We start from the raw sequence: 19,054 nt of genomic DNA on the forward strand, positions 1-19,054 counted from the left end.
CAATGTATCAATTTACCCATGAAGCAATCGGTTAGCAGAAGAATTATGCAATGCTTTTATTGTTAAATTGTTACCTTTTTAAACGGCTACATTAAATATGAATTATGGAAGATTTTAGAAAAGAAAGCGATTTACTGGGCGAACTGAATGTTCCGGTAAATGCTTATTATGGAGTACAGACGCAACGGGCGATCGATAATTTTAAAATTTCGGGACAGCTTTTATCATCATACCCGGAGTTTATCCGCGGACTGGCATTCGTAAAGAAGGCTGCGGCAAAAACCAACTACGAGCTGGGCCTGCTGGATGAAAATTTATATTTTGTAATGTCGGAGGTCTGTGATGAACTGATCAGGGGCGAACTTCACGACCAGTTTCCGGTAGATATGATCCAGGGAGGCGCAGGGACTTCGGTGAACATGAATGCCAATGAGGTAATCGCCAACCGGGTGCTTGAAAAAATGGGCAAAAACAAAGGGCAGTATGAATTCTGCTCGCCGAATGACCATGTGAATCTCTCCCAATCGACCAACGATGCTTATCCCACCGCGATTAAAATGGGACTGCTGCAGATGAATAGTTCGCTGGTGGAAAAGCTGGAAAAAATCGTAGAAGCTTTCCGGGCCAAAGGGCAGGAGTTTCAGGATGTGATTAAAATGGGAAGGACGCAGCTTCAGGATGCGGTTCCGATGACCTTGGGCCAGGAGTTTGAGGCATTCGCCGCTACTCTGGAAGAAGATATTTCCAAGCTGAATAACAACGCCGGTCTTTTTGTGGAAGTCAATATGGGCGCGACAGCCATCGGAACCGGAATTAATGCGCCGGTAGGATATGCCGTACTCTGTGCAAAAAACTTAGCGGAGATCACAGGATTTCCGGTAGTTTCCGCACCGGACCTGGTGGAAGCAACACCGGATACGGGATCGTATGTCATTTATTCATCGGCGATGAAACGCCTGGCGGTAAAATTGTCAAAAATCTGCAACGATCTGAGATTATTGGCGTCGGGGCCGAGAGCGGGACTTTCGGAGATCAATCTTCCGCCGATGCAGCCGGGATCATCCATCATGCCGGGGAAGGTAAATCCAGTAATCCCGGAGGTAGTCAACCAGGTTTGTTTCAAAGTATTCGGAAACGATCTTACGGTAACGTTTGCTGCGGAAGCAGGGCAATTGCAGCTGAATGTGATGGAGCCGGTGCTTTCCCATGCGATTATGGAAAATATCCAATTCCTGGGCAATGCGTTGGATACCCTTCGTGAAAAATGTGTTGCCGGTATTACAGCCAATAAGGAGATCTGCCTGAATATGGTGAAACACAGCATCGGGATCGTCACGGCCCTGAATCCTTACATCGGGTACAAACATTCTACCGCCATTGCTAAAGAAGCCCTGGAAACCGGAAAAAGCGTTTATAACCTGGTGCTGGAAAAAGGAATCCTTTCCCAGGAAAAACTGGATGAAATCCTTGATCCCAAGAATATGCTGAAACCGCACAATAAATAATCAATAATAAGTGATCACTGATGAACGATGTATCTGGATTTAAATCATTGATCACTTATTATGAACTGATTTATTTAAACTCTTTATCGGTGGTAAAAGAAACAAAAATGTTGAAATGACGTAATTAAGCCGGAGGTCAGAATGCTAAAAGCCCGCAATTTTTTTGCGAACTTTCACTAGATGATCTTATAGTAATAGACGCTTGTCTTTTGTATCTTTTGCGGTTAAATCAAAATCAGTTTAGATAAAATAATTGTAATTTATTCATTTTTAAATAGTTTTCTTGAAATTCTTAATCATCATTCCTGCCCATAACGAGGAAAACAACCTTCCGTTTACTCTCGGTTCCCTACTGCGCCAGAGCCATGCGGATTTTAAAGCCGTAGTTGTCAACGACGGTTCCACGGACGCTACCTCTGAAGTGATCGGAAGATATACCGGTACGGATTCCAGGTTTACTGCCATCCATCTTGGGAAATCGGCCCATCAGCCGGGTTCAAAGGTCGTCAATGCCTTTAATAACGGGCTTCATACTCAAGATATAGATGAATTTGACATCATCTGTAAATTTGATGCGGATATTATTCTGCCTGAAAACTATCTTAAAACGGTCACAAAGGCTTTTCAGGAACACCCGGAATACGGACTCGTCGGCGGCTTGTTGTATGTGGAAAAGGGCGGACAATGGGTATATGAAGGCAACTCCAATAAACATCATGTCCGGGGTCCGATGAAGGCTTACCGGAAAGAATGCTTCATTCAGATGAAAGGCATCCGGGAAACATTGGGCTGGGACAATATCGATGCCATTTTGCTGGAAAACCTGGGCTGGAAAGAAGTTGTGCTGCCGGAACTGCACGTCCGGCTGATCAAGGTAAAAGGAGCGGATTACACGATACGCCCGGCGGATTATTACGGAAGGTATTTTTACTTTTTAGGACTGAACCGTTTTTTAGCCTATATCGCGGCCTCTAAAGAAGCCATGAAAAGCAGATCGGCCGGCTTTTTCACGGATATTATAAAATCTTACGAAGGCTGCCGATCCAAAAAACTGGAATTGAAAATTTCAAAAGAAGAACGGAAGATTATCAACCGCCAGCGCTGGAATATGCTGAAGAAAAAATGGCTGAAAATGTAATTGCTGATCTTTTATTTGCTTTCAATCTCAATAGAAACGGGCAATATCATCCTAAGCTTGTCTAAGGAAGCCCATCTGTTTTAAAACAAACAAAATTGGCATTAGCCTGAATTTATCCACTGTGAAAAAAATAGCTTATATCGAAATCGACACCCATGCGGAAATAGCACACGCTTTCATGGAAATTATGGAAGGGCTGAGGTCTTTTTCAGTAGATTATTATTTTTCAGAAAAAATTAAAAATCAGGTTGATGATCATAATGTGCAGGTCTTTTTATCAGGCAGTTCGATGATCCTGGATCAATTAAAGGAGAAAAATTACGATCTGGTCATTATAGGAACCGTTCACCGGTATTTCAATATATTTGATGTCATTGCTGCAAAATATCATACGGCAGTTATCGTCCATAACATGAATTTCACAGGAGCTTCCCAGATGGAACTCATAAAGAGCATTTTTAAAAAAGACAGGATCTACCGGCTGAAACTTTTAGGGAAAGAAGGTTTATTACGATCTCCGGAAGTGTACCGGAAAGCTAAACACAAATTGGTACTGGACGAACAATTAAGTTCTGACGGATTCAGGTTCCTGCCGCTCTTTTATACCAGGCAGGCAGACCAACCGGATAATAAGGTTTTTACCATCGTAATTCCCGGCGGTGTCTCTCAAAAAAGGAGAGATTATAAAAAAGTTATTTCGACAATAAAAACCATTGAGGAGCTCATCAAGGATTCTGTTATCGATAAAAAATTACTTGAATTTGTCTTTTTAGGAAAAGCAAAAAATAAAGAGCTGAAAAATATAATCGATTTAGAACGTTCCTTGCAACATATAAATATTATGTACTTTTCGGAGAGAGTCTCTCCATCCGCTTTTAACGAATGGATGCGGAAGGCTGATGTCTTATGGTGCCCGATTCAGCAGGAAACGGAATTTTTCAGTCAAAGAGAAATCTATGGTAAAACCAAAATGACGGGAAACCTGGGCGATGCCATTAAATTCGGAAAGTGGGCCGTCTTTCCTCAAAGCTACCCATCAAAGCTTGATTTTATCATCCCGGAAGAGGAAGATGTCATCAATCAGTTTGATAGGCTTAAAGACACCCCTTATGATTTTCAGAAAGATTATAGCAAACCGATGGTTCAGCGAAAACTTGAAAAAATTTTAAATGAGATGATTACGTCAAATAACGCCGTTTAATATTTAAACATCACCAGCTGTAGGTTCATCTAAAACTTCCGGCATCCCGCTTCCTTCCTCCGGCCGACTGCCTTTTTTATTTAAACTTAAAAATACTTTTGATAAAATTCCTGTTCAGGTAATTTTCTACCGGAAATATTTTCGTGAAATAATTCCCGATAAATATCAATAAAAGGACGACTGCCGGCTTGTAAATCAGATTGATGAAATTATTGCTGAAATTCGGCAGGACAATCGCTACCGTAATCGCAAGGGTACAGATGATGGAAACAAAAATCATTTCAATAGTCAGGGGCGAAACCTTAAACATAATATAATTAAAAACAATCTTCACCACGTTGTAAGTCGTCAGGGAAATGGCGGTTGAAAGCGCTATTCCGATCAGTTTAAGATCGGTGTTTTTCAGGAAATAGAAATTCAGGGCAATGGTAAGTCCGGCCAGCAGAAGCATCACCAGGATATTGAATTTATAGTATTTGGAAAGGGAAATAATATTCCCGTTAAAACCTGTCGCCAGATCGATCAAGACTGCAGATCCCCAGATCCACACTACCGGTTCGTATTCGCGGAGCATCATCCCGTTTTTCGGCATAAAGTGGGTGAGGTAGGGAAATCCTACCATGATGCAGGAAAACAGGACGGCCCCCAGGAAATACAGGGAAAGCGATGTCTTTTTATGGAACCGGTCCAGCCCTTCCATATCACCGTCCGCGAGATGCTGGCTGATGATCGGAGCGGAAATATTAAAAAGGCCGAGCTGCGGAATGGAAATCAGGGAAATCAGGGCATACAGCGTGGAATAAATCCCGTTTTCCTCCATTCCCATATATTCGCCGATCATAAAACTGTTGATCGCCAGGTAATTCCCGAAAGTTCCAAGGAAACCGAAAAAGCTGTAGTTGGCAAATTCCTTCCAGAAATTGTCTTTTTTAAAATAGTCGGTATTGAAATCCAGGTTGATCTTTTCAAGTTTATTCGTGTAATAGATATACCCGAAAAGCATCAGGGTAAAAATCCCGAAGAAAAAGGAGAGGGCCACCTGCTGCGACATCGCAAAATAGAAAAACAGGCAGAACGCTCCCAGATTGGCTATTTTAGGAAAAAGATTATCGAAAATATTGGAGACAACGATCCGTTTATAATTGGAAGTGTATTTGTTGAAAATAGCACAAAAGGATAACACCAGGATCAGCGGCAGGATGATTTCCTTGATGTTCCACGCCTGGGTTTTCAGGAACTTGGGATAAAAGTAGGGCAGGATAAAGAAGATCCCGCAGAAAATCAGGAAATTGACAGCCACCGTAAGCAATGATAACGACAGCATATTCTGATTTTTTCCGTCTTTCTGTACGCTGTGGAAAAATTTCACGTTGGCATACGAAATCCCGAATACCACAAAGGGCACCAGCATTTCCGCCGTCTGCATGCTGTACCGGAGCTTACCGTAAAACTCGAAGTCATTCGGGAAAATAAAAATGGCTGAGACCGTGCCCAGCAGAAAACCGATATAGCCAATGATAGAATATTTAAACCCCTGTCTTGCTACTACACTCATCTTTTATTGGCTTTTAGGGATAAAAATAATATTGTTGATGTATTCCGTTTTGTTTTTTTCGTCGCCTGTATTTTTCAGAAGGATTTCTTCCGTCAGTTTTTCAGGCTTAAAATGATTTCTGTTGAGGTAATGGGCATCGTAGCCCCAGGATTCCACCTCGGAAATCTCTCTCCAGATCGGTGTTTCATGGTGCCTTTGTTCCATTTCCACCATCAGTGTCGGTGCAAACCGCCGGATCATCTCTTTCGCACCGGAAAGTGTTTTCATCTCATTACCTTCAACATCGATTTTAATAAAATCCAACCTGTTGAAATGTTTGATCTCATCCCAGTCATCCAGCCTCATTACCTGTACTTTTTCCGTATAGCTTTTTTCTTCGCCTTTTTCTCTGTATTCCGTAATCAGCGTTCCTCTGGAGGCTACGGCTTTCCCGTTGATTACCGGGACCTTAAATTCGGCAGTGGTATTTTCATCGGATAGGGCCAGCGGAAACACCTTCATGGAAGGAAACAGCCTCTTCAGGCGGCGATATAATTTTTGATTGGGTTCGAAAGCATAGATCGCTCCGGGATCAAGTTTCTTTTCCAGCTGGTAAAGAAAAGTTCCGACGTTGGCGCCAATGTCCAGAATCACTGCATTTTCAGGTAAAAAATCCTTGATCCATACCAGTTCCGGCTCTACATTCCTTGCCGAAAAATTATCTTTCGTCAGGTGATGTAAGCTTTTAAAATACCGTTCTTTATAAAAACTAGGGCTTACGTATTGCAGCTTTTCAGCGATTTTCTGATACAGGGACATGACAGGCTTTTTGACTAATCCGCAAATATAAGCAAAAATGTTAAATTACTGTTAAAAATAATTAAATATAACTGGTTGATAATCAGTAATTAATTTGTTTTCGTAAAAATATACGACATGATCTTGTCGTATATTATAATCATTTAAAATTTCGCGACAAACATATCCCGTCAATACTTGTTGATTTAGATTTTTAATTGAGGTTGGAACGTACGAAAACTTCAACTGAAGTGCAAAATTCACCATTCACTACCCAGACCTCCCCGTCAAAAATTCTTTGGATTTTCGACACCTCTTTAAATTCGGAGGGGAATTGCGGTGACGGCCGGATCCATTATTTCAATATTGTTTATTTTTACCTTCGATCTGCATAATCTGCGGGAGATTATTTCCAGCCAAATGCAGACTACCCTAAGCGGTTTAAAATTTTATTAAAGATAAATGTTTGAATATTGGTTATTCAAAGCATTAAACGACAGTGAGGAATTCACCATTTACTTGCGAAGCAAAATTCACCATTCACCCTTGCAGGAGTGGGGTATTGAGGAAATCGTTCAGCGGCTTCATCAGCTTAAAGATTTGGGTAAGATTTTCCACGGCATTTTCATCCAGGACTTCTTCATCTTTCAGGTCGTATACCACGATGAAATTTTTAAGCTTGAGGTATTCGGCCATCGGATCATCTTTTTCAAAACCCTGCGGGATCTTTTTAAGTTTGTCCTCCTGATCCAGCTCCGGAAAATGCTTTTTAAATTCTTTGTTGTTGATAAGAGCAAGAAAATCTCCGGCATACAAAGAGATTTCCTTTCTCAGTTCTTTGAGAACGCATGGCTCAGGCATATAGATTCCGCCGGCGATAAACGATTTTCCGGGTTCCAGATGCAGGTAATAGCCACCTTTCTGGCTTCCTTTTCCCATTCCCAGTGACGCTCCGAAATTGGTCTTGTACGGAATTTTGTCCTTGGAAAACCTGGTATCCCGGTAAATCCTGAATAACGACTTTTTTGCATCGATTTTCGCCAGCTCTTTATCGAAGCCGGACATTTCTCTGATCAGGTCTTCGAGAAATGCAATGATGTTTTGTTGTGATCCGGTATAGCGGTGCTTGTGTTCGGTAAACCATTCACGGTTGTTGTTCAGGGCAAGGTCTTGCAGAAATCCGAAAATTTCGGAGGAGAGGGTGGCCGGCATGTGATTTCGTTTTTTTAAGGGGTCCTGGCTGATGGTTTCAGTTCCGTCTTTCAAAATTACAAAAACTTATTCTTATGGCAATTTCTGAAAATGCATGAATACCGGCAAAAAAATCAATCCGATTTAACAAACAAAAATAATGGTTAACATTTTTTTAACCCCAGGTGCCTTTTTTTGTGGTAAATTTTTTAAAAATTAACAAAACGGTAAAGGATTCTGAATTAAACTTTGTATATTTAGAAATTAATTCAAAAACAAATCAATATTTATTGTATATTTGCAGAAATTTTATAATATTTAATGAATTTATTTACGGAGACCAATTTAAGTCCTGATATTCTTAAGGCCATTGGCGAACTGGGCTACGAAAGCCCGACAGAAATCCAAAAACAGACTATCCCTTTCATTCTTTCAGATATTCGCGACTTGATCGCACTTGCGCAGACGGGGACAGGCAAAACAGCAGCATTTTCGCTTCCGATTTTGGATATGATTGACGAAACGAGTCGCAAAATCCAGCTATTGGTGCTTTGTCCGACACGGGAATTATGTCTTCAGATTGCTAAAGACATAAAAAACTATTCCAAGTACATGAAAGACATCAAAACGACAGCCGTTTATGGTGGAAGCAGTATTATGGACCAAATGAGATCGCTTAAGGATAAACCGCAGATCATTGTGGGAACTCCGGGCAGGGTGATCGACCTGATCAACAGAAAAGCACTGGATTTTTCTGCCATTCACTGGTTGGTATTGGATGAAGCTGACGAAATGCTTTCCATGGGTTTCAAAGACGAACTGGAAACCATCCTCAGCGAAACCCCTGAAACAAAACAGACTTTCCTTTTCTCTGCCACAATGAGCAAAGAAGTGGAGAGAATCTCTAAAAATTACCTGACAAAGCCTCACCGTATTTCCGTGGGTTCCATTAACGAAGTTAAGAAGAACATCAAACACGAATATTACGTGGCCGGTTACCGTCAGAAAAAAGAGGCCTTGAAGCGACTGATCGATTCAAACCCGAACCAATATTCCATTATTTTCTGCAGAACAAGGATGGAAACCCAGGAGGTTGCCGATTTCCTGATGCAGAACGGTTATGCAGCCGACGCGCTTCACGGGGATCTTTCCCAGGCGCAGCGTGATACGGTGATGAAGAAGTTCAGACTGAAAAATATCGATATCCTGGTGGCTACGGACGTGGCAGCGAGAGGACTGGATGTAAATTCACTGACGCATGTCATCCATTATTCATTGCCTGATGATCCTGAAGTATTCGTTCACCGAAGCGGAAGAACGGGGAGAGCAGGAAAAGACGGAATTTCGATTTCCCTGATCAAGCCTGAAGAAAGCAGAAAGCTGAAGCAGATCAAATCGGTTACCAAAATCGAAATCAACGAAGCGAAGATTCCTACAGGAGAAGATATCATCAAAGCGCAGGTAGGAGGTGTTTTTGAAAGCCTGTTTGAAATCCATGAAGATTTCTTTGAGTTTGACGATTCCCTGATCCCTGATTTATCAGCTTTCACCAAAGAAGAACTAGCTCATAAATTACTTCAGTTCCAGCTGAAAGACCTGGCCCTGTATTATAAAGACCGTCATGACCTGGCTGAGCAGAAAATGAGCAGCAGGGATGATGACAGAGGAGGTTCCAGAAGAGACCGTGAAAGAGGAGGCAGAGACCGCGACAGAGGAGAAAGAAGCGAGAGAGGCGAAAGAAGAGAGCGTGGCGGAAAACCGAGAAGAAAGAACGAAGATATGGTAAGGTTCTTCTTCAACCTTGGTAAAAAGGACCAGCTGAAGAAACTTGACGTACTGGATATCATCAACAAGGCGACTTCCAATGGCAAAACCAAGAAAAGAGCAGAAATCGGCGACATCGAAATCTTAGAGAAATTCTCTTTCTTTGAAATCGAGAAGTCGTTTAAGGGAGACCTTCTGAGCAATATTTCTACCATGAAATTCAGAGGGAAAGAAATGAGGGCTGAAGAGGCCAATTAATTTCTTCCGAAAATACATTGAAAACCGGCATTTTTGCCGGTTTTTTTATTTGATAATCAGGGGTTAAGCCAATGTTAACAAAACTTAATGTCCTATTGTTTCAGGTAAGGGGGTTTTTTAAGAAATTTGCACACGAATTATAAAAACTTTACAATGGGAATTGGTAATATTTTCCACGCTTTTCAACCGAAAGATAAAATCTTCTTTGTGCTTTTCGAAAAAGTAACAGAAAACCTTGTGGCAATGTCTGAGGATTTCAACAACGGAATCAAAGATTTCGATCTGAATGATGATTCCATGCTGAAAAAGATGAGCGATTATGAACACAAAAACGATGAACTGACCCACGAGATCTTCGTTGAACTGGGGAAAAACTTCATCACGCCGTTCGACAGGGAGGACATCCACACCCTCGCTACCGGGCTGGATGATATCGCAGATTATATCTACGCTTCCACAAAATATATTTTCTTATACAAATCACCCGAAATGAAGGCGTATTCGGATTTCTCATTGCTCATCCACAAAGCTTGTCTTGAGATCCAGAATGCCATGAAAAACCTGAAAGGTTTCAAAAATATGGAGCAGGTAAAAGAAGCCTGTATCAAAGTGAACTCCATTGAGAATATCGCTGACGATCTGTTGTCCAACTCGATGGTGGAGTTGTTCGAAACCAATGATGCGATCAACATTATCAAAGTTTCATCCGTACTTAATTATCTTGAAGTCGTAACCGACAAAGCAGAAGATGTTGCCAATACGATTGAGAACATCATGATTAAATACGCTTAATTAATAATTATAATTAAACAATGGAATTTCCGATTTTACTTATAGTTATTATTGCATTGGCTTTAGTATTCGACTACATCAATGGTTTCCATGATGCTGCCAACTCGATTGCGACTATTGTTTCAACAAAAGTTTTAACTCCATTCCAGGCCGTTCTTTGGGCTGCTCTCTGGAACTTTGCGGCCTTCTTTTTAGCGGCTTATGTCATTGGAGAATTCAAAATTGGTAATACGATTGCCAAAACGGTTAATGAGAACTTCATTAATCTGGAAGTAATCTTCTCAGGACTGGTGGCGGCGATTGCCTGGAATCTTTTAACCTGGTGGTTTGGTATTCCTTCATCGTCTTCCCATACATTGATCGGAGGATTCCTGGGAGCCGCTTTAATGCACGCTTTCATGATGGATTATCATGATGTCGTTGCCGCACAGCCGAATTTAGGGATATGGGACACGTTTAAAACGGCTTTTACCCAGGTCACGCACCAAAGTGTGGTAAAATTCGATAAAGTAATTCCGATCTTCCTGTTTATTTTCCTGGCGCCTTTTATCGGAATGCTGATTTCGATCATCATTACGCTTATCATAGTGCATCTTTATAAAAAATCAAATCCGCATAAAGCAGATCAGTCGTTTAAAAGATTGCAGCTGGCCTCTTCGGCATTATTCAGTTTAACCCACGGGTTGAACGATGCCCAGAAAGTAATGGGGATTATAGGAGCGGCAATAATTTTCTACCATGTCGATATGATCCACGATCCTTTGTACCTGAACATTGCATCGGGAGAGCGTTTTAATTATTTTGCCCAGCATTATTTATGGGTACCGTTGGTATCCTTTTTAGCAATCGCCCTGGGAACAATGAGCGGTGGCTGGAAGATCATCAAAACCATGGGTACGAAAATCACCAAAGTAACACCACTGGAAGGGGTAAGTGCGGAAACGGCAGGTGCAATCACGCTGTTTATTACCGAGCATCTTTCAATTCCCGTATCTACTACCCACACCATCACAGGTTCGATCATCGGGGTAGGTTTAACGAAGAGGGTTTCCGCCGTACGTTGGGGAATCACCGTAAGCCTCCTTTGGGCATGGGTTCTTACCATTCCGATTTCGGCAATCGTTGCAGGTCTTACGTACCTGGCCGTGGCCTTCTTATCTTAACAACACATTTTAAATATATCATTAAAACTTTGCTCTCGCGGGCAAAGTTTTTTGTTTTTGCAAATTCAACCTGTTTAAATATAAAATTTGAGTTTTCATTTTTAAAACAGATGATTTTGTTTCAGGAAAGCACTTAAAAATTGTATTTTTGTTTAAACGATTAGAATTTATGGAATTTTTAGACCGATACCAGCAGATTGTTGCGGATGCCATTGCCAAATATACCTTCAAAGACAAACCGGTGGAACTGTATGAACCGATGAACTACATTATTTCCCATGGCGGAAAGCGTCTTCGTCCGATTATGGTACTGATGGCCTGCGATTTATTCGGCGGAGATCTGAAGGAAGCCATAAAACCTGCACTGGCAATCGAATTTTTCCATAATTTCACCCTTATTCATGATGATATCATGGATGAAGCACCTCTGAGAAGAAACAAACCGACCATCCATACCCTGCACGGGATCAATGTAGGGATCCTTTCCGGAGACGGGCTGATGCTGAAGGCCTACAAATTCTTTGAGGATCTTGAGCCTGAAATTTTCAAAGCCTGCATCAGGATCTTTACCCACACCGGTCTCCTTTTATGCGAAGGCCAGCAATACGACATCAATTTCGAGACCCAGGAAAATGTAACTTTTGATGACTACATCAGAATGATCACGTACAAAACCGGGGTTTTAAGTGCTTCTTCGTTTGAAATCGGATCATTGATTGCCAAGGCAAACTTCAAAGATGCCAAGGCCATTTTCAACTTCGGGAAGCACATCGGGATCGCCTTCCAGATTATGGACGATTACCTGGATGTATTCGGTGATCAGGCACAGTTCGGGAAGAAGCATGCCGGAGATATTTACGAGAATAAGAAAACCGTTCTTTACCTGATGGCGAGGGAGCATGCGACGGAAGAAGAAAGAAAGGAGCTGGATTACTGGTATTCCAAAAAAACGGATAATATCGACAAAGTATACGGGGTTGAAAAGATTTTCAGAAGAACGAAAGTGGATGAAAAAGCATTGCGCCTGATCGAAAAGCACAACGAAATCGGACAGAGCTACCTGCAGAAAATCGATATCCCTGAAGAAAAGAAAAAACCTTTTATCGAGCTGGCCAATTACCTGTTGAGAAGGGAATCATAGTCTGATAACCGGTTAATTTGAAATGACTAAAAAATTTTTAATTTTCAAGTTGACCCATTCTCAAATTTTCAAATCGAATAAATGAAATTCCGGACTGAAGTTGACATCGAAGAATCGAATAAAAAGATTGGGGTTGAAGATAAGATATTTTCAATAGGATCATGCTTTGCTTCCGAAATGTCCGAGCTGTTCAGGCAGGGGCAGCTGCAGACGGTCAATAATCCGTTCGGAACCATTTTCAATCCCTTTTCAATCAGCAACTCCATCCGGAGGCTCCACGATTCTGAATTTTATGAGGAGGAAGAGCTGATTACCTTTGATGAAGAATTTATTTCGCTGGATCATCATACCAGCTTTGATACCCGTTATGTCCATCAGACCTTGGATAAAATAAACGGTAAGATCACGGAAGGAAACCAGTTTCTTCAGGAGAGCAACTGGGTCATCATCACGTATGGGACTTCGTTTATTTATGAATTCAGCCCGAAAAAGAAACTGGTGGCCAACTGTCACCGGATTCCGCAGAAATTCTTTGAAAAGAGATTGCTGACCTCTCAGGAACTTACGGATGCGATCTATGATACGGTTTTAAACCTGAAAGACATCTGTAAGGAAGAGGTCCGGATTTTATTCACGGTATCCCCGGTACGCCATACCAAAGACGGGATGATTGAAAATCAGCTGAGCAAATCGAAACTGATCACCGCTATACATGAAATGACCGAAGGGCTGGACTACTGCCATTATCTCCCCATTTATGAAATCATGATGGATGATCTGCGGGATTACCGTTTTTATAAAGAAGACATGATCCACCCTACGGAACAGGCTGTTAATTATATTTTTGAAAAGTTCGGCAATGCTTATTTTTCTGAGGAAACCAAAGATTTTATAAAAGAGAATTTTAAAATTTCCAAAGCGCTGGAACACCGGAGCAGTGATGAAAAGGATCCCAAATACATTCAGTTTAGAGAAAAACTGAACGAAAGGATTGAAAATCAGCGAAATAAAGTAAAGCATACCATATTCTGAAACCAATGGGCCGGATTAAAAACACAGAAGGTCTCTCTACAGACCGGTTAAATGACGAATTAAGGAAAGGAGCTAAATTTGTTGTCTTTTCTTACACGATATCGGTAATTGTCATTACCTCAAGACGGACAAGCGACATCTATTTTATAAAAGCGGATGAAGCGTCTTCCAAATACAGTTGGAAATATTCTTTGCTGACTTTATTTTTCGGATGGTGGGGAATTCCGTTCGGTCCGATTTTCAGCTTGGTTTCTTTCTATAAAAATTTTACAGGCGGAAAGGAGGTGACCCAGGAAGTTCTGAACCATATTAATGCCCAATTCATCGAATCCTAAACCTTCAGCAAAGCAAATGATTGATTTTACAAACATTGATTACCTGAAAAACGGAAACGAAAGACAGCGCAAAGCCTATGAAGTTCTTTCAGGGTACCGTATTTTTGAAAAATTAAAGGCCTGTTCGCCGGTTTTGGCAGGAACCATCCCGATCGGAATCGATATCGAAGAAAGTGATCTGGATGTGATCTGTGAAATAAAAGATGAGCTGGCGTTTGAAGGGCTGCTGATGACTTGTTTTTCTGAGTTTAAGATAAAGCTCGAAAGCTTTGAAATAAATGGCGAAAACGCGGTGACCGGACAATTTATGCTGGAAGGATTTCTTATCGAAATTTTCGGGCAGAAAAAGCCTGCTGTCGAACAGCATGCATACCGGCACATGATAGCTGAATACAGAATATTACAGAAAAGAGGGGATGATTTTAAAAACCGCATCATCGAATTAAAAAGACAGGGCATCAGGACGGAGCCTGCATTCGGGATCTTACTCGGACTTGATCACCCTTATGAAGATTTATTAAAATTTTAAAAAAATGATTGATACCCATACCCATTTATACGCAGAAGAATTTGATGAAGACCGGAAAGAAGCTATTCAGAGGGCTTTGGATAAAGGAATAACCGGATTTTACCTTCCGGCCATCGATTCGGAATCCCACGAAAAAATGCTGCAGCTGGAAGCCGACTATCCGGAACAGGTTTTCTCCATGATGGGGCTGCACCCGTGCTATGTGAAACCGGAAACCTGGGAAAAAGAACTGGAAATTGTTAAGGACTATCTCGATCTGAGGGCTTTTCCGGCCGTCGGGGAGATCGGGATCGATCTGTATTGGGATAAATCCACTCTTGACATTCAGGTGAAAGCTTTTGAGCAGCAGATCGACTGGGCCATCGAAAAAGATCTTCCGATCGTTATCCATACCCGGGAAAGCTTTGATGAAACCTTTGAAGTGCTGGAAAGAAAAAAGCATTCCAAACTCCGCGGGATCTTCCATTGCTTTTCAGGTAACCCCGAACAGGCGAAACGTGCCATCGAGCTGAACTTTATTCTGGGCATCGGTGGAGTCGTGACTTTCAAGAACGGCAAGATTGATCAGTTTCTAAGTGAAATTCCTCTGGAAAAGATCGTTCTGGAAACCGATTCTCCTTATCTGGCGCCGGTTCCGTACAGGGGGAAGCGTAATGAAAGCGCATACCTCGACCTGGTAGCCGGAAAGCTGGTGGATGTCTACGGAAAGGATTTCTCTGAAATTGACCGGATTACCACAGAGAATGCCCGAAAGATATTTAACAGCCATTAGCATCTATGAAAACATTACCCAATATAACATCGCTGAGATTTTTTTTAGCGTTTCTGGTAATGATATTTCACATTCCTCTTTTTTTCAGTAAGAGAGGAATAAGTTCATTTAATGATTGGCCGGTTTTTCACAAAGGGACCGAGGCTGTTTTTATGTTTTTTTCATTAAGCGGGTTCCTTATCTTCCGGCAGCTGTATGCCGAAAAAATAAAGACTAGCGGAATCGATTTAAAAAAATTTTATCTGAGGCGTCTACTGAGAATTTTTCCCGTTTATTACCTGGTGGTCTTTATCGGGCTTTTTTATTACAATCTGTTTCTTCCTGCCATCGGGGTTCCGGTAGAAAGAAATTATGACCTGGCAAAAGGAATTCTTCTCCTGATTACCTTTTTTCCGAATGTGCTGTTGGTAAACAATCCGGGTGGGATATTGGAAATACTATGGTCCATAGGAATAGAGGAACAATGCTATCTGTTCGTTGCACCGCTTTTTCTTTTTCTTCCGGCCAGATACTACAAAATGTTCTTTCTTATATTAAGTTTTGTTTTCGTCTATCTCTATGAGTTTTCGGATCTTATCTTTCTGAAGGATTATAAAATGATTTTTTTCTATTTTACTTTTGCCGGCTGGTGCTCACTGCAGAATTTTAGAAAGCAGACATTTCAGAAATTCACGGATACAGCTGTTTATATACTGATGATCCTGTTCTTTACAACAGATCTTTTTATTGATTACCTTTCGGAACCGGCTTATTTTATTTTTGCCATGTTGCTTTTCGGATATTTCATAACCATCTTTGTCCGTAAGCCGATCTCTTTTTTCGAGAATAGAACTTTAATCTATCTGGGCAAGATATCGTATGGGATTTACATGTATCATGTTATTGTCATGCAGCTTGTCGGTTTTATCTTTCTGAAACTATTGTCGAAGTTTAAGATCAATGATACAGTAATTATCTTTTTAAGCAATTTCACCGTTATCGGCCTTACCATTTTTACGGCTCATGTTTCATACAGGTATTATGAAAAAAGATTTCTGAACAAAAAGAAGTTGTATAGAATTGGGAATAAGTAAAAACCTGATCGGAAAAATTCAGATCAGGTTCTTTTTTATTTCTTTCTCGTGAAATTTTTATTTTTCGGCTTTTTAAAACCGACTGTTGCGGATGCACCGTCCGGTCTGTTTTTATTTTTATCCGGACCCGGGCCGTTCGGTCTTGATGATTTTGGCCGTTCTCCTCTCGCACCCATCGGCTTATTATTGGAATCTCTTTTCTGAGCCACCAGGTTGTCCGTATGGAACGGATGATCCTTTACAATCGGAATTTTCATCCCGATCAGCTTCTCCGTATTTTTCAGGTTTAATAAATCAAGACCGTCTACGAATGAAATGGAGGTTCCTTCGGCGCCGGCTCTTCCTGTTCTTCCGATCCGGTGGACATACGTTTCCGAAACGTCGGAAAGTTCAAAGTTCACAACGTATTTCAGTTCGTCGATATCAATTCCCCTGGCGGCAATATCCGTAGCGACCAGAACCCTTGTTTTTCCGGATTTGAAATTGTTCAGTGCATTCTGGCGGGCATTCTGGGATTTGTTCCCGTGGATCGCCTCTGTCGTAATATGGTCTTTCTGAAGCTTTCGTGCAATTTTATCCGCGCCGTGTTTGGTTCTTGAGAATACCAGTACCGAATCGGAAATATCGTTTTTCAGGATATGGGTCAAAAGATCCAGTTTATTGTCTTTTTCCACAAAGTACACCGACTGCTTGATGGTTTCAGCCGTTGATGAAACCGGAGTTACCTCCACCTTCACGGGGTTATTCAGGATAGAATCTGCCAGTTTCTGGATTTCCGCAGGCATCGTCGCCGAGAAAAATAAAGTCTGTCTCTTCACAGGTAAAAGCTTGATGACTCTTTTTACGTCATGCACAAAGCCCATATCCAGCATCCGGTCTGCTTCATCCAGAACAAAAATTTCGATATTTTTCAGGCTGATAATTCCCTGGGCAATAAAATCCAGAAGCCTTCCCGGTGTAGCCACCAGGATATCAACGCCTTTCTTCAGGGCGGCTTCCTGACTCCCCTGCTTTACGCCTCCGAAGATCACAAGGTGTTTCAACGGAAGATATTTTCCGTAAGCTTTAATGTTTTCCTCGATCTGGATCGCCAGCTCCCGGGTTGGGGTCAGGATCAGGGCTTTGATATGGTTGTTCGGAAATTTGTTTTTGGAAAGGTTCTGAAGGATAGGAATGGCAAAAGCAGCCGTCTTCCCTGTTCCTGTCTGTGCACACCCCAGAAAGTCTTTTCCCTGGGTAATTTCGGGAATCGATTTTTCCTGGATTGGGGTAGGGTTGGTATATCCTTGTTCCTGAATTGCCTTTGCAATAGGTTCTATTAAATGTAAGTCTGTAAAATTCAAATGAATTGTTTTTATAATTAACATAAAAATTCCTTCAAAATGAAGGAATTATATTTTGCAAAGGTAAGTTAAATATTTTTAATACATCAGTTCACTTTTGTCCATTGTTGGTTGTGTCTCAGGTCTTCAAAGAATTTATACAGTTCGGCAAGTTTTTCAGTCCCCCTTTTCCCGTAATCTTCCACCTGTTTTGAAGTTCCGTCTGCAAAGTTTATTCTCAGATGAGAGGTCGGAAGGTCGGTGACATTTCTTTCGCCGTATTTTTCATTAAGGCTCTTAACATTTAGGTTATCCAGTAAAGTAATAAGTTTATTATAATCTGTTTCTTTAATGATTCCTTTAAAAGTCCCTTCCCGCGGTTTGTCGAATTCACCTTTGGAAAAACCTTTGGAAAAGTTGAAATGTTCTGCTTCAAGTACGGCAGTACGGTCCGGATTGATGGTTATTTTAAAAATAGGGCAGGATCCGAAGCAGGCTCCGGCTTCATATTCAATTTTCGAATATTTCGAATTCATTTTTTGTGAACTGCATGAAAACAAAAAAATGATCGCACATAGGCTCAGGATATATTTCATAGGTCAATTTTTTTTCCGGTATCGCTCAATAATTGTTCCAAAGTCTCTATTTGAGACCATATTGCCACGATTTACAGAAAGGTTTTAAAAGGTCTTAGAGCCGGCTGCTCAGGATAAAATTTAATTTAAAAAGATTCTTCAGATAAATTTTGTTATTTTGACGTCAGAAAAATGACGTATGTATACTTTCCTTAAATCCGTTGTTAAAAATATCATTCCTGAAGAAGTCCTCATCCGAAATGAAGATCAGCTCAGAAAACTGCTGAAACCTTTTTATCAGGGAAAAAATCATGAGTGCAATATCTGCAGGACAAAGCTTAAAAAGTTCGTGCCACTGGAAAACGGACAGCTGATCTGTCCGGTCTGCGGAAGCCTGCCCCGGACCAGGCGCCTGAATATGCTGCTGGAAACCGAATTTCTGAAACCTGACTTTTGCTTTCTGGACTTTTCCCCTTCCAGAATGCTCTATAAAAAATGGAAGAAGCGAAAGGACATCGCCTATTATCCCACCGATTTTGAAAACCAATTCCTTTCCGATTACCGGTATGATATTACCGGTATTGATGCGGAGGAAGGAAAATTTGATCTGATCGTCTGCTACCATATTTTGGAACACATTACCGAAGACCGGAAAGCCATGGGTGAACTGTACCGGGTTCTGAAAAAGGGCGGTGCTGTTTTAATCCAGACCCCTTTCAAAGAAGGAGAAATTTACGAAGATAACTCGATAAGCACCGAAGGAGAAAGGCTGAAGCATTTCGGGCAGGAAGATCATGTGCGCATCTATTCGGTCAGAGGATTGGAGGCACGCCTGAAAAAAGCAGGCTTTCAGGTAACGGTACGAACGTTTTCGGAAGCCAGGTATTATGGGTATTCACAGAATGAAAAAGTGCTGATCTGCCGGAAATAA

The 19,054-nt window shown here is 41.3% G+C and carries 18 protein-coding genes; 13 read left to right on the forward strand and 5 right to left on the reverse strand.

What is annotated here, in order from left to right:
• Positions 1-104 precede the first annotated feature (104 nt).
• From aspA to CHA01nite_RS15800, 3 genes are all read left to right on the forward strand, one after another.
• A complete protein-coding gene (gene aspA / locus CHA01nite_RS15790) occupies positions 105-1,505 on the forward strand; it encodes an aspartate ammonia-lyase (RefSeq protein ID WP_146943100.1) in 1,401 nt (466 codons plus the stop codon).
• 283 nt (positions 1,506-1,788) lie between these two features.
• Complete coding sequence (locus CHA01nite_RS15795) at positions 1,789-2,643, forward strand: glycosyltransferase family 2 protein (RefSeq protein WP_146943102.1); 855 nt, start codon at positions 1,789-1,791, stop codon at positions 2,641-2,643.
• Positions 2,644-2,764: 121 nt separating this feature from the next.
• Positions 2,765-3,844 carry a hypothetical protein gene (locus tag CHA01nite_RS15800; protein ID WP_146943104.1) on the forward strand — a complete coding sequence of 360 codons (1,080 nt, stop codon included), beginning with the start codon at positions 2,765-2,767 and terminating at the stop codon, positions 3,842-3,844.
• A gap of 76 nt (positions 3,845-3,920) precedes the next feature.
• Here CHA01nite_RS15800 and CHA01nite_RS15805 read toward each other — a convergent pair whose 3' ends face one another.
• The 3 genes from CHA01nite_RS15805 to CHA01nite_RS15815 form a co-directional block, all read right to left on the reverse strand.
• A complete protein-coding gene (locus CHA01nite_RS15805; protein WP_146943106.1) occupies positions 3,921-5,399 on the reverse strand; it encodes a lipopolysaccharide biosynthesis protein in 1,479 nt (492 codons plus the stop codon).
• Positions 5,400-5,402: 3 nt separating this feature from the next.
• The gene (locus CHA01nite_RS15810) at positions 5,403-6,197 is read right to left on the reverse strand and encodes an FkbM family methyltransferase (RefSeq protein WP_146943108.1); all 795 of its coding nucleotides are present in this window, start codon (positions 6,195-6,197) and stop codon (positions 5,403-5,405) included.
• A gap of 519 nt (positions 6,198-6,716) precedes the next feature.
• A complete protein-coding gene (locus CHA01nite_RS15815; protein WP_228458434.1) occupies positions 6,717-7,442 on the reverse strand; it encodes a DUF2461 domain-containing protein in 726 nt (241 codons plus the stop codon).
• A 246-nt stretch (positions 7,443-7,688) separates the two neighbouring features.
• Between CHA01nite_RS15815 and CHA01nite_RS15820 the strand changes: the two genes are divergently transcribed.
• The 9 genes from CHA01nite_RS15820 to CHA01nite_RS15860 all read left to right on the forward strand — a co-directional run bounded on the left by CHA01nite_RS15820 (position 7,689) and on the right by CHA01nite_RS15860 (position 16,226).
• Positions 7,689-9,389 carry a DEAD/DEAH box helicase gene (locus tag CHA01nite_RS15820; RefSeq protein WP_146943110.1) on the forward strand — a complete coding sequence of 567 codons (1,701 nt, stop codon included), beginning with the start codon at positions 7,689-7,691 and terminating at the stop codon, positions 9,387-9,389.
• Between the two features lie 153 nt (positions 9,390-9,542).
• Complete coding sequence (locus CHA01nite_RS15825; RefSeq protein WP_146943112.1) at positions 9,543-10,181, forward strand: DUF47 domain-containing protein; 639 nt, start codon at positions 9,543-9,545, stop codon at positions 10,179-10,181.
• Between the two features lie 20 nt (positions 10,182-10,201).
• Positions 10,202-11,344, forward strand: coding sequence for an inorganic phosphate transporter (locus CHA01nite_RS15830; protein ID WP_146943114.1), 1,143 nt, complete (start codon positions 10,202-10,204; stop codon positions 11,342-11,344).
• Between the two features lie 169 nt (positions 11,345-11,513).
• Positions 11,514-12,485, forward strand: coding sequence for a polyprenyl synthetase family protein (locus CHA01nite_RS15835; RefSeq protein WP_146943116.1), 972 nt, complete (start codon positions 11,514-11,516; stop codon positions 12,483-12,485).
• An 81-nt stretch (positions 12,486-12,566) separates the two neighbouring features.
• The gene (locus CHA01nite_RS15840; RefSeq protein WP_146943118.1) at positions 12,567-13,517 is read left to right on the forward strand and encodes a GSCFA domain-containing protein; all 951 of its coding nucleotides are present in this window, start codon (positions 12,567-12,569) and stop codon (positions 13,515-13,517) included.
• A gap of 5 nt (positions 13,518-13,522) precedes the next feature.
• On the forward strand, positions 13,523-13,852 hold the full coding sequence (locus CHA01nite_RS15845) for a hypothetical protein (protein WP_146943120.1): 330 nt from the start codon (positions 13,523-13,525) through the stop codon (positions 13,850-13,852).
• A gap of 16 nt (positions 13,853-13,868) precedes the next feature.
• Positions 13,869-14,381, forward strand: a complete 513-nt coding sequence (locus tag CHA01nite_RS15850) for a DUF4269 domain-containing protein (RefSeq protein WP_146943122.1) — start codon at positions 13,869-13,871, stop codon at positions 14,379-14,381.
• 4 nt (positions 14,382-14,385) lie between these two features.
• Entirely contained in the window at positions 14,386-15,153 is a 768-nt protein-coding gene (locus CHA01nite_RS15855) for a TatD family hydrolase (protein ID WP_146943124.1), read from the forward strand.
• A gap of 5 nt (positions 15,154-15,158) precedes the next feature.
• Positions 15,159-16,226 (forward strand): acyltransferase family protein, encoded by a 1,068-nt coding sequence (locus CHA01nite_RS15860; protein WP_146943126.1) that lies wholly within the window; start codon positions 15,159-15,161, stop codon positions 16,224-16,226.
• A 35-nt stretch (positions 16,227-16,261) separates the two neighbouring features.
• Here CHA01nite_RS15860 and CHA01nite_RS15865 read toward each other — a convergent pair whose 3' ends face one another.
• Together CHA01nite_RS15865 and CHA01nite_RS15870 are read right to left on the reverse strand one after the other, a co-directional pair.
• Positions 16,262-17,569: a DEAD/DEAH box helicase gene (locus CHA01nite_RS15865; RefSeq protein ID WP_146943127.1), complete on the reverse strand. Its 1,308-nt coding sequence runs from the start codon at positions 17,567-17,569 to the stop codon at positions 16,262-16,264.
• Between the two features lie 86 nt (positions 17,570-17,655).
• Entirely contained in the window at positions 17,656-18,084 is a 429-nt protein-coding gene (locus CHA01nite_RS15870) for a DUF6438 domain-containing protein (protein ID WP_228458435.1), read from the reverse strand.
• 238 nt (positions 18,085-18,322) lie between these two features.
• Here CHA01nite_RS15870 and CHA01nite_RS15875 point away from each other — a divergent pair, with 238 nt between their 5' ends.
• Positions 18,323-19,054, forward strand: coding sequence for a class I SAM-dependent methyltransferase (locus tag CHA01nite_RS15875; protein ID WP_146943131.1), 732 nt, complete (start codon positions 18,323-18,325; stop codon positions 19,052-19,054).

It is taken from the genome of Chryseobacterium hagamense, from assembly GCF_007991455.1.
GTDB lineage: Bacteria > Bacteroidota > Bacteroidia > Flavobacteriales > Weeksellaceae > Chryseobacterium > Chryseobacterium hagamense.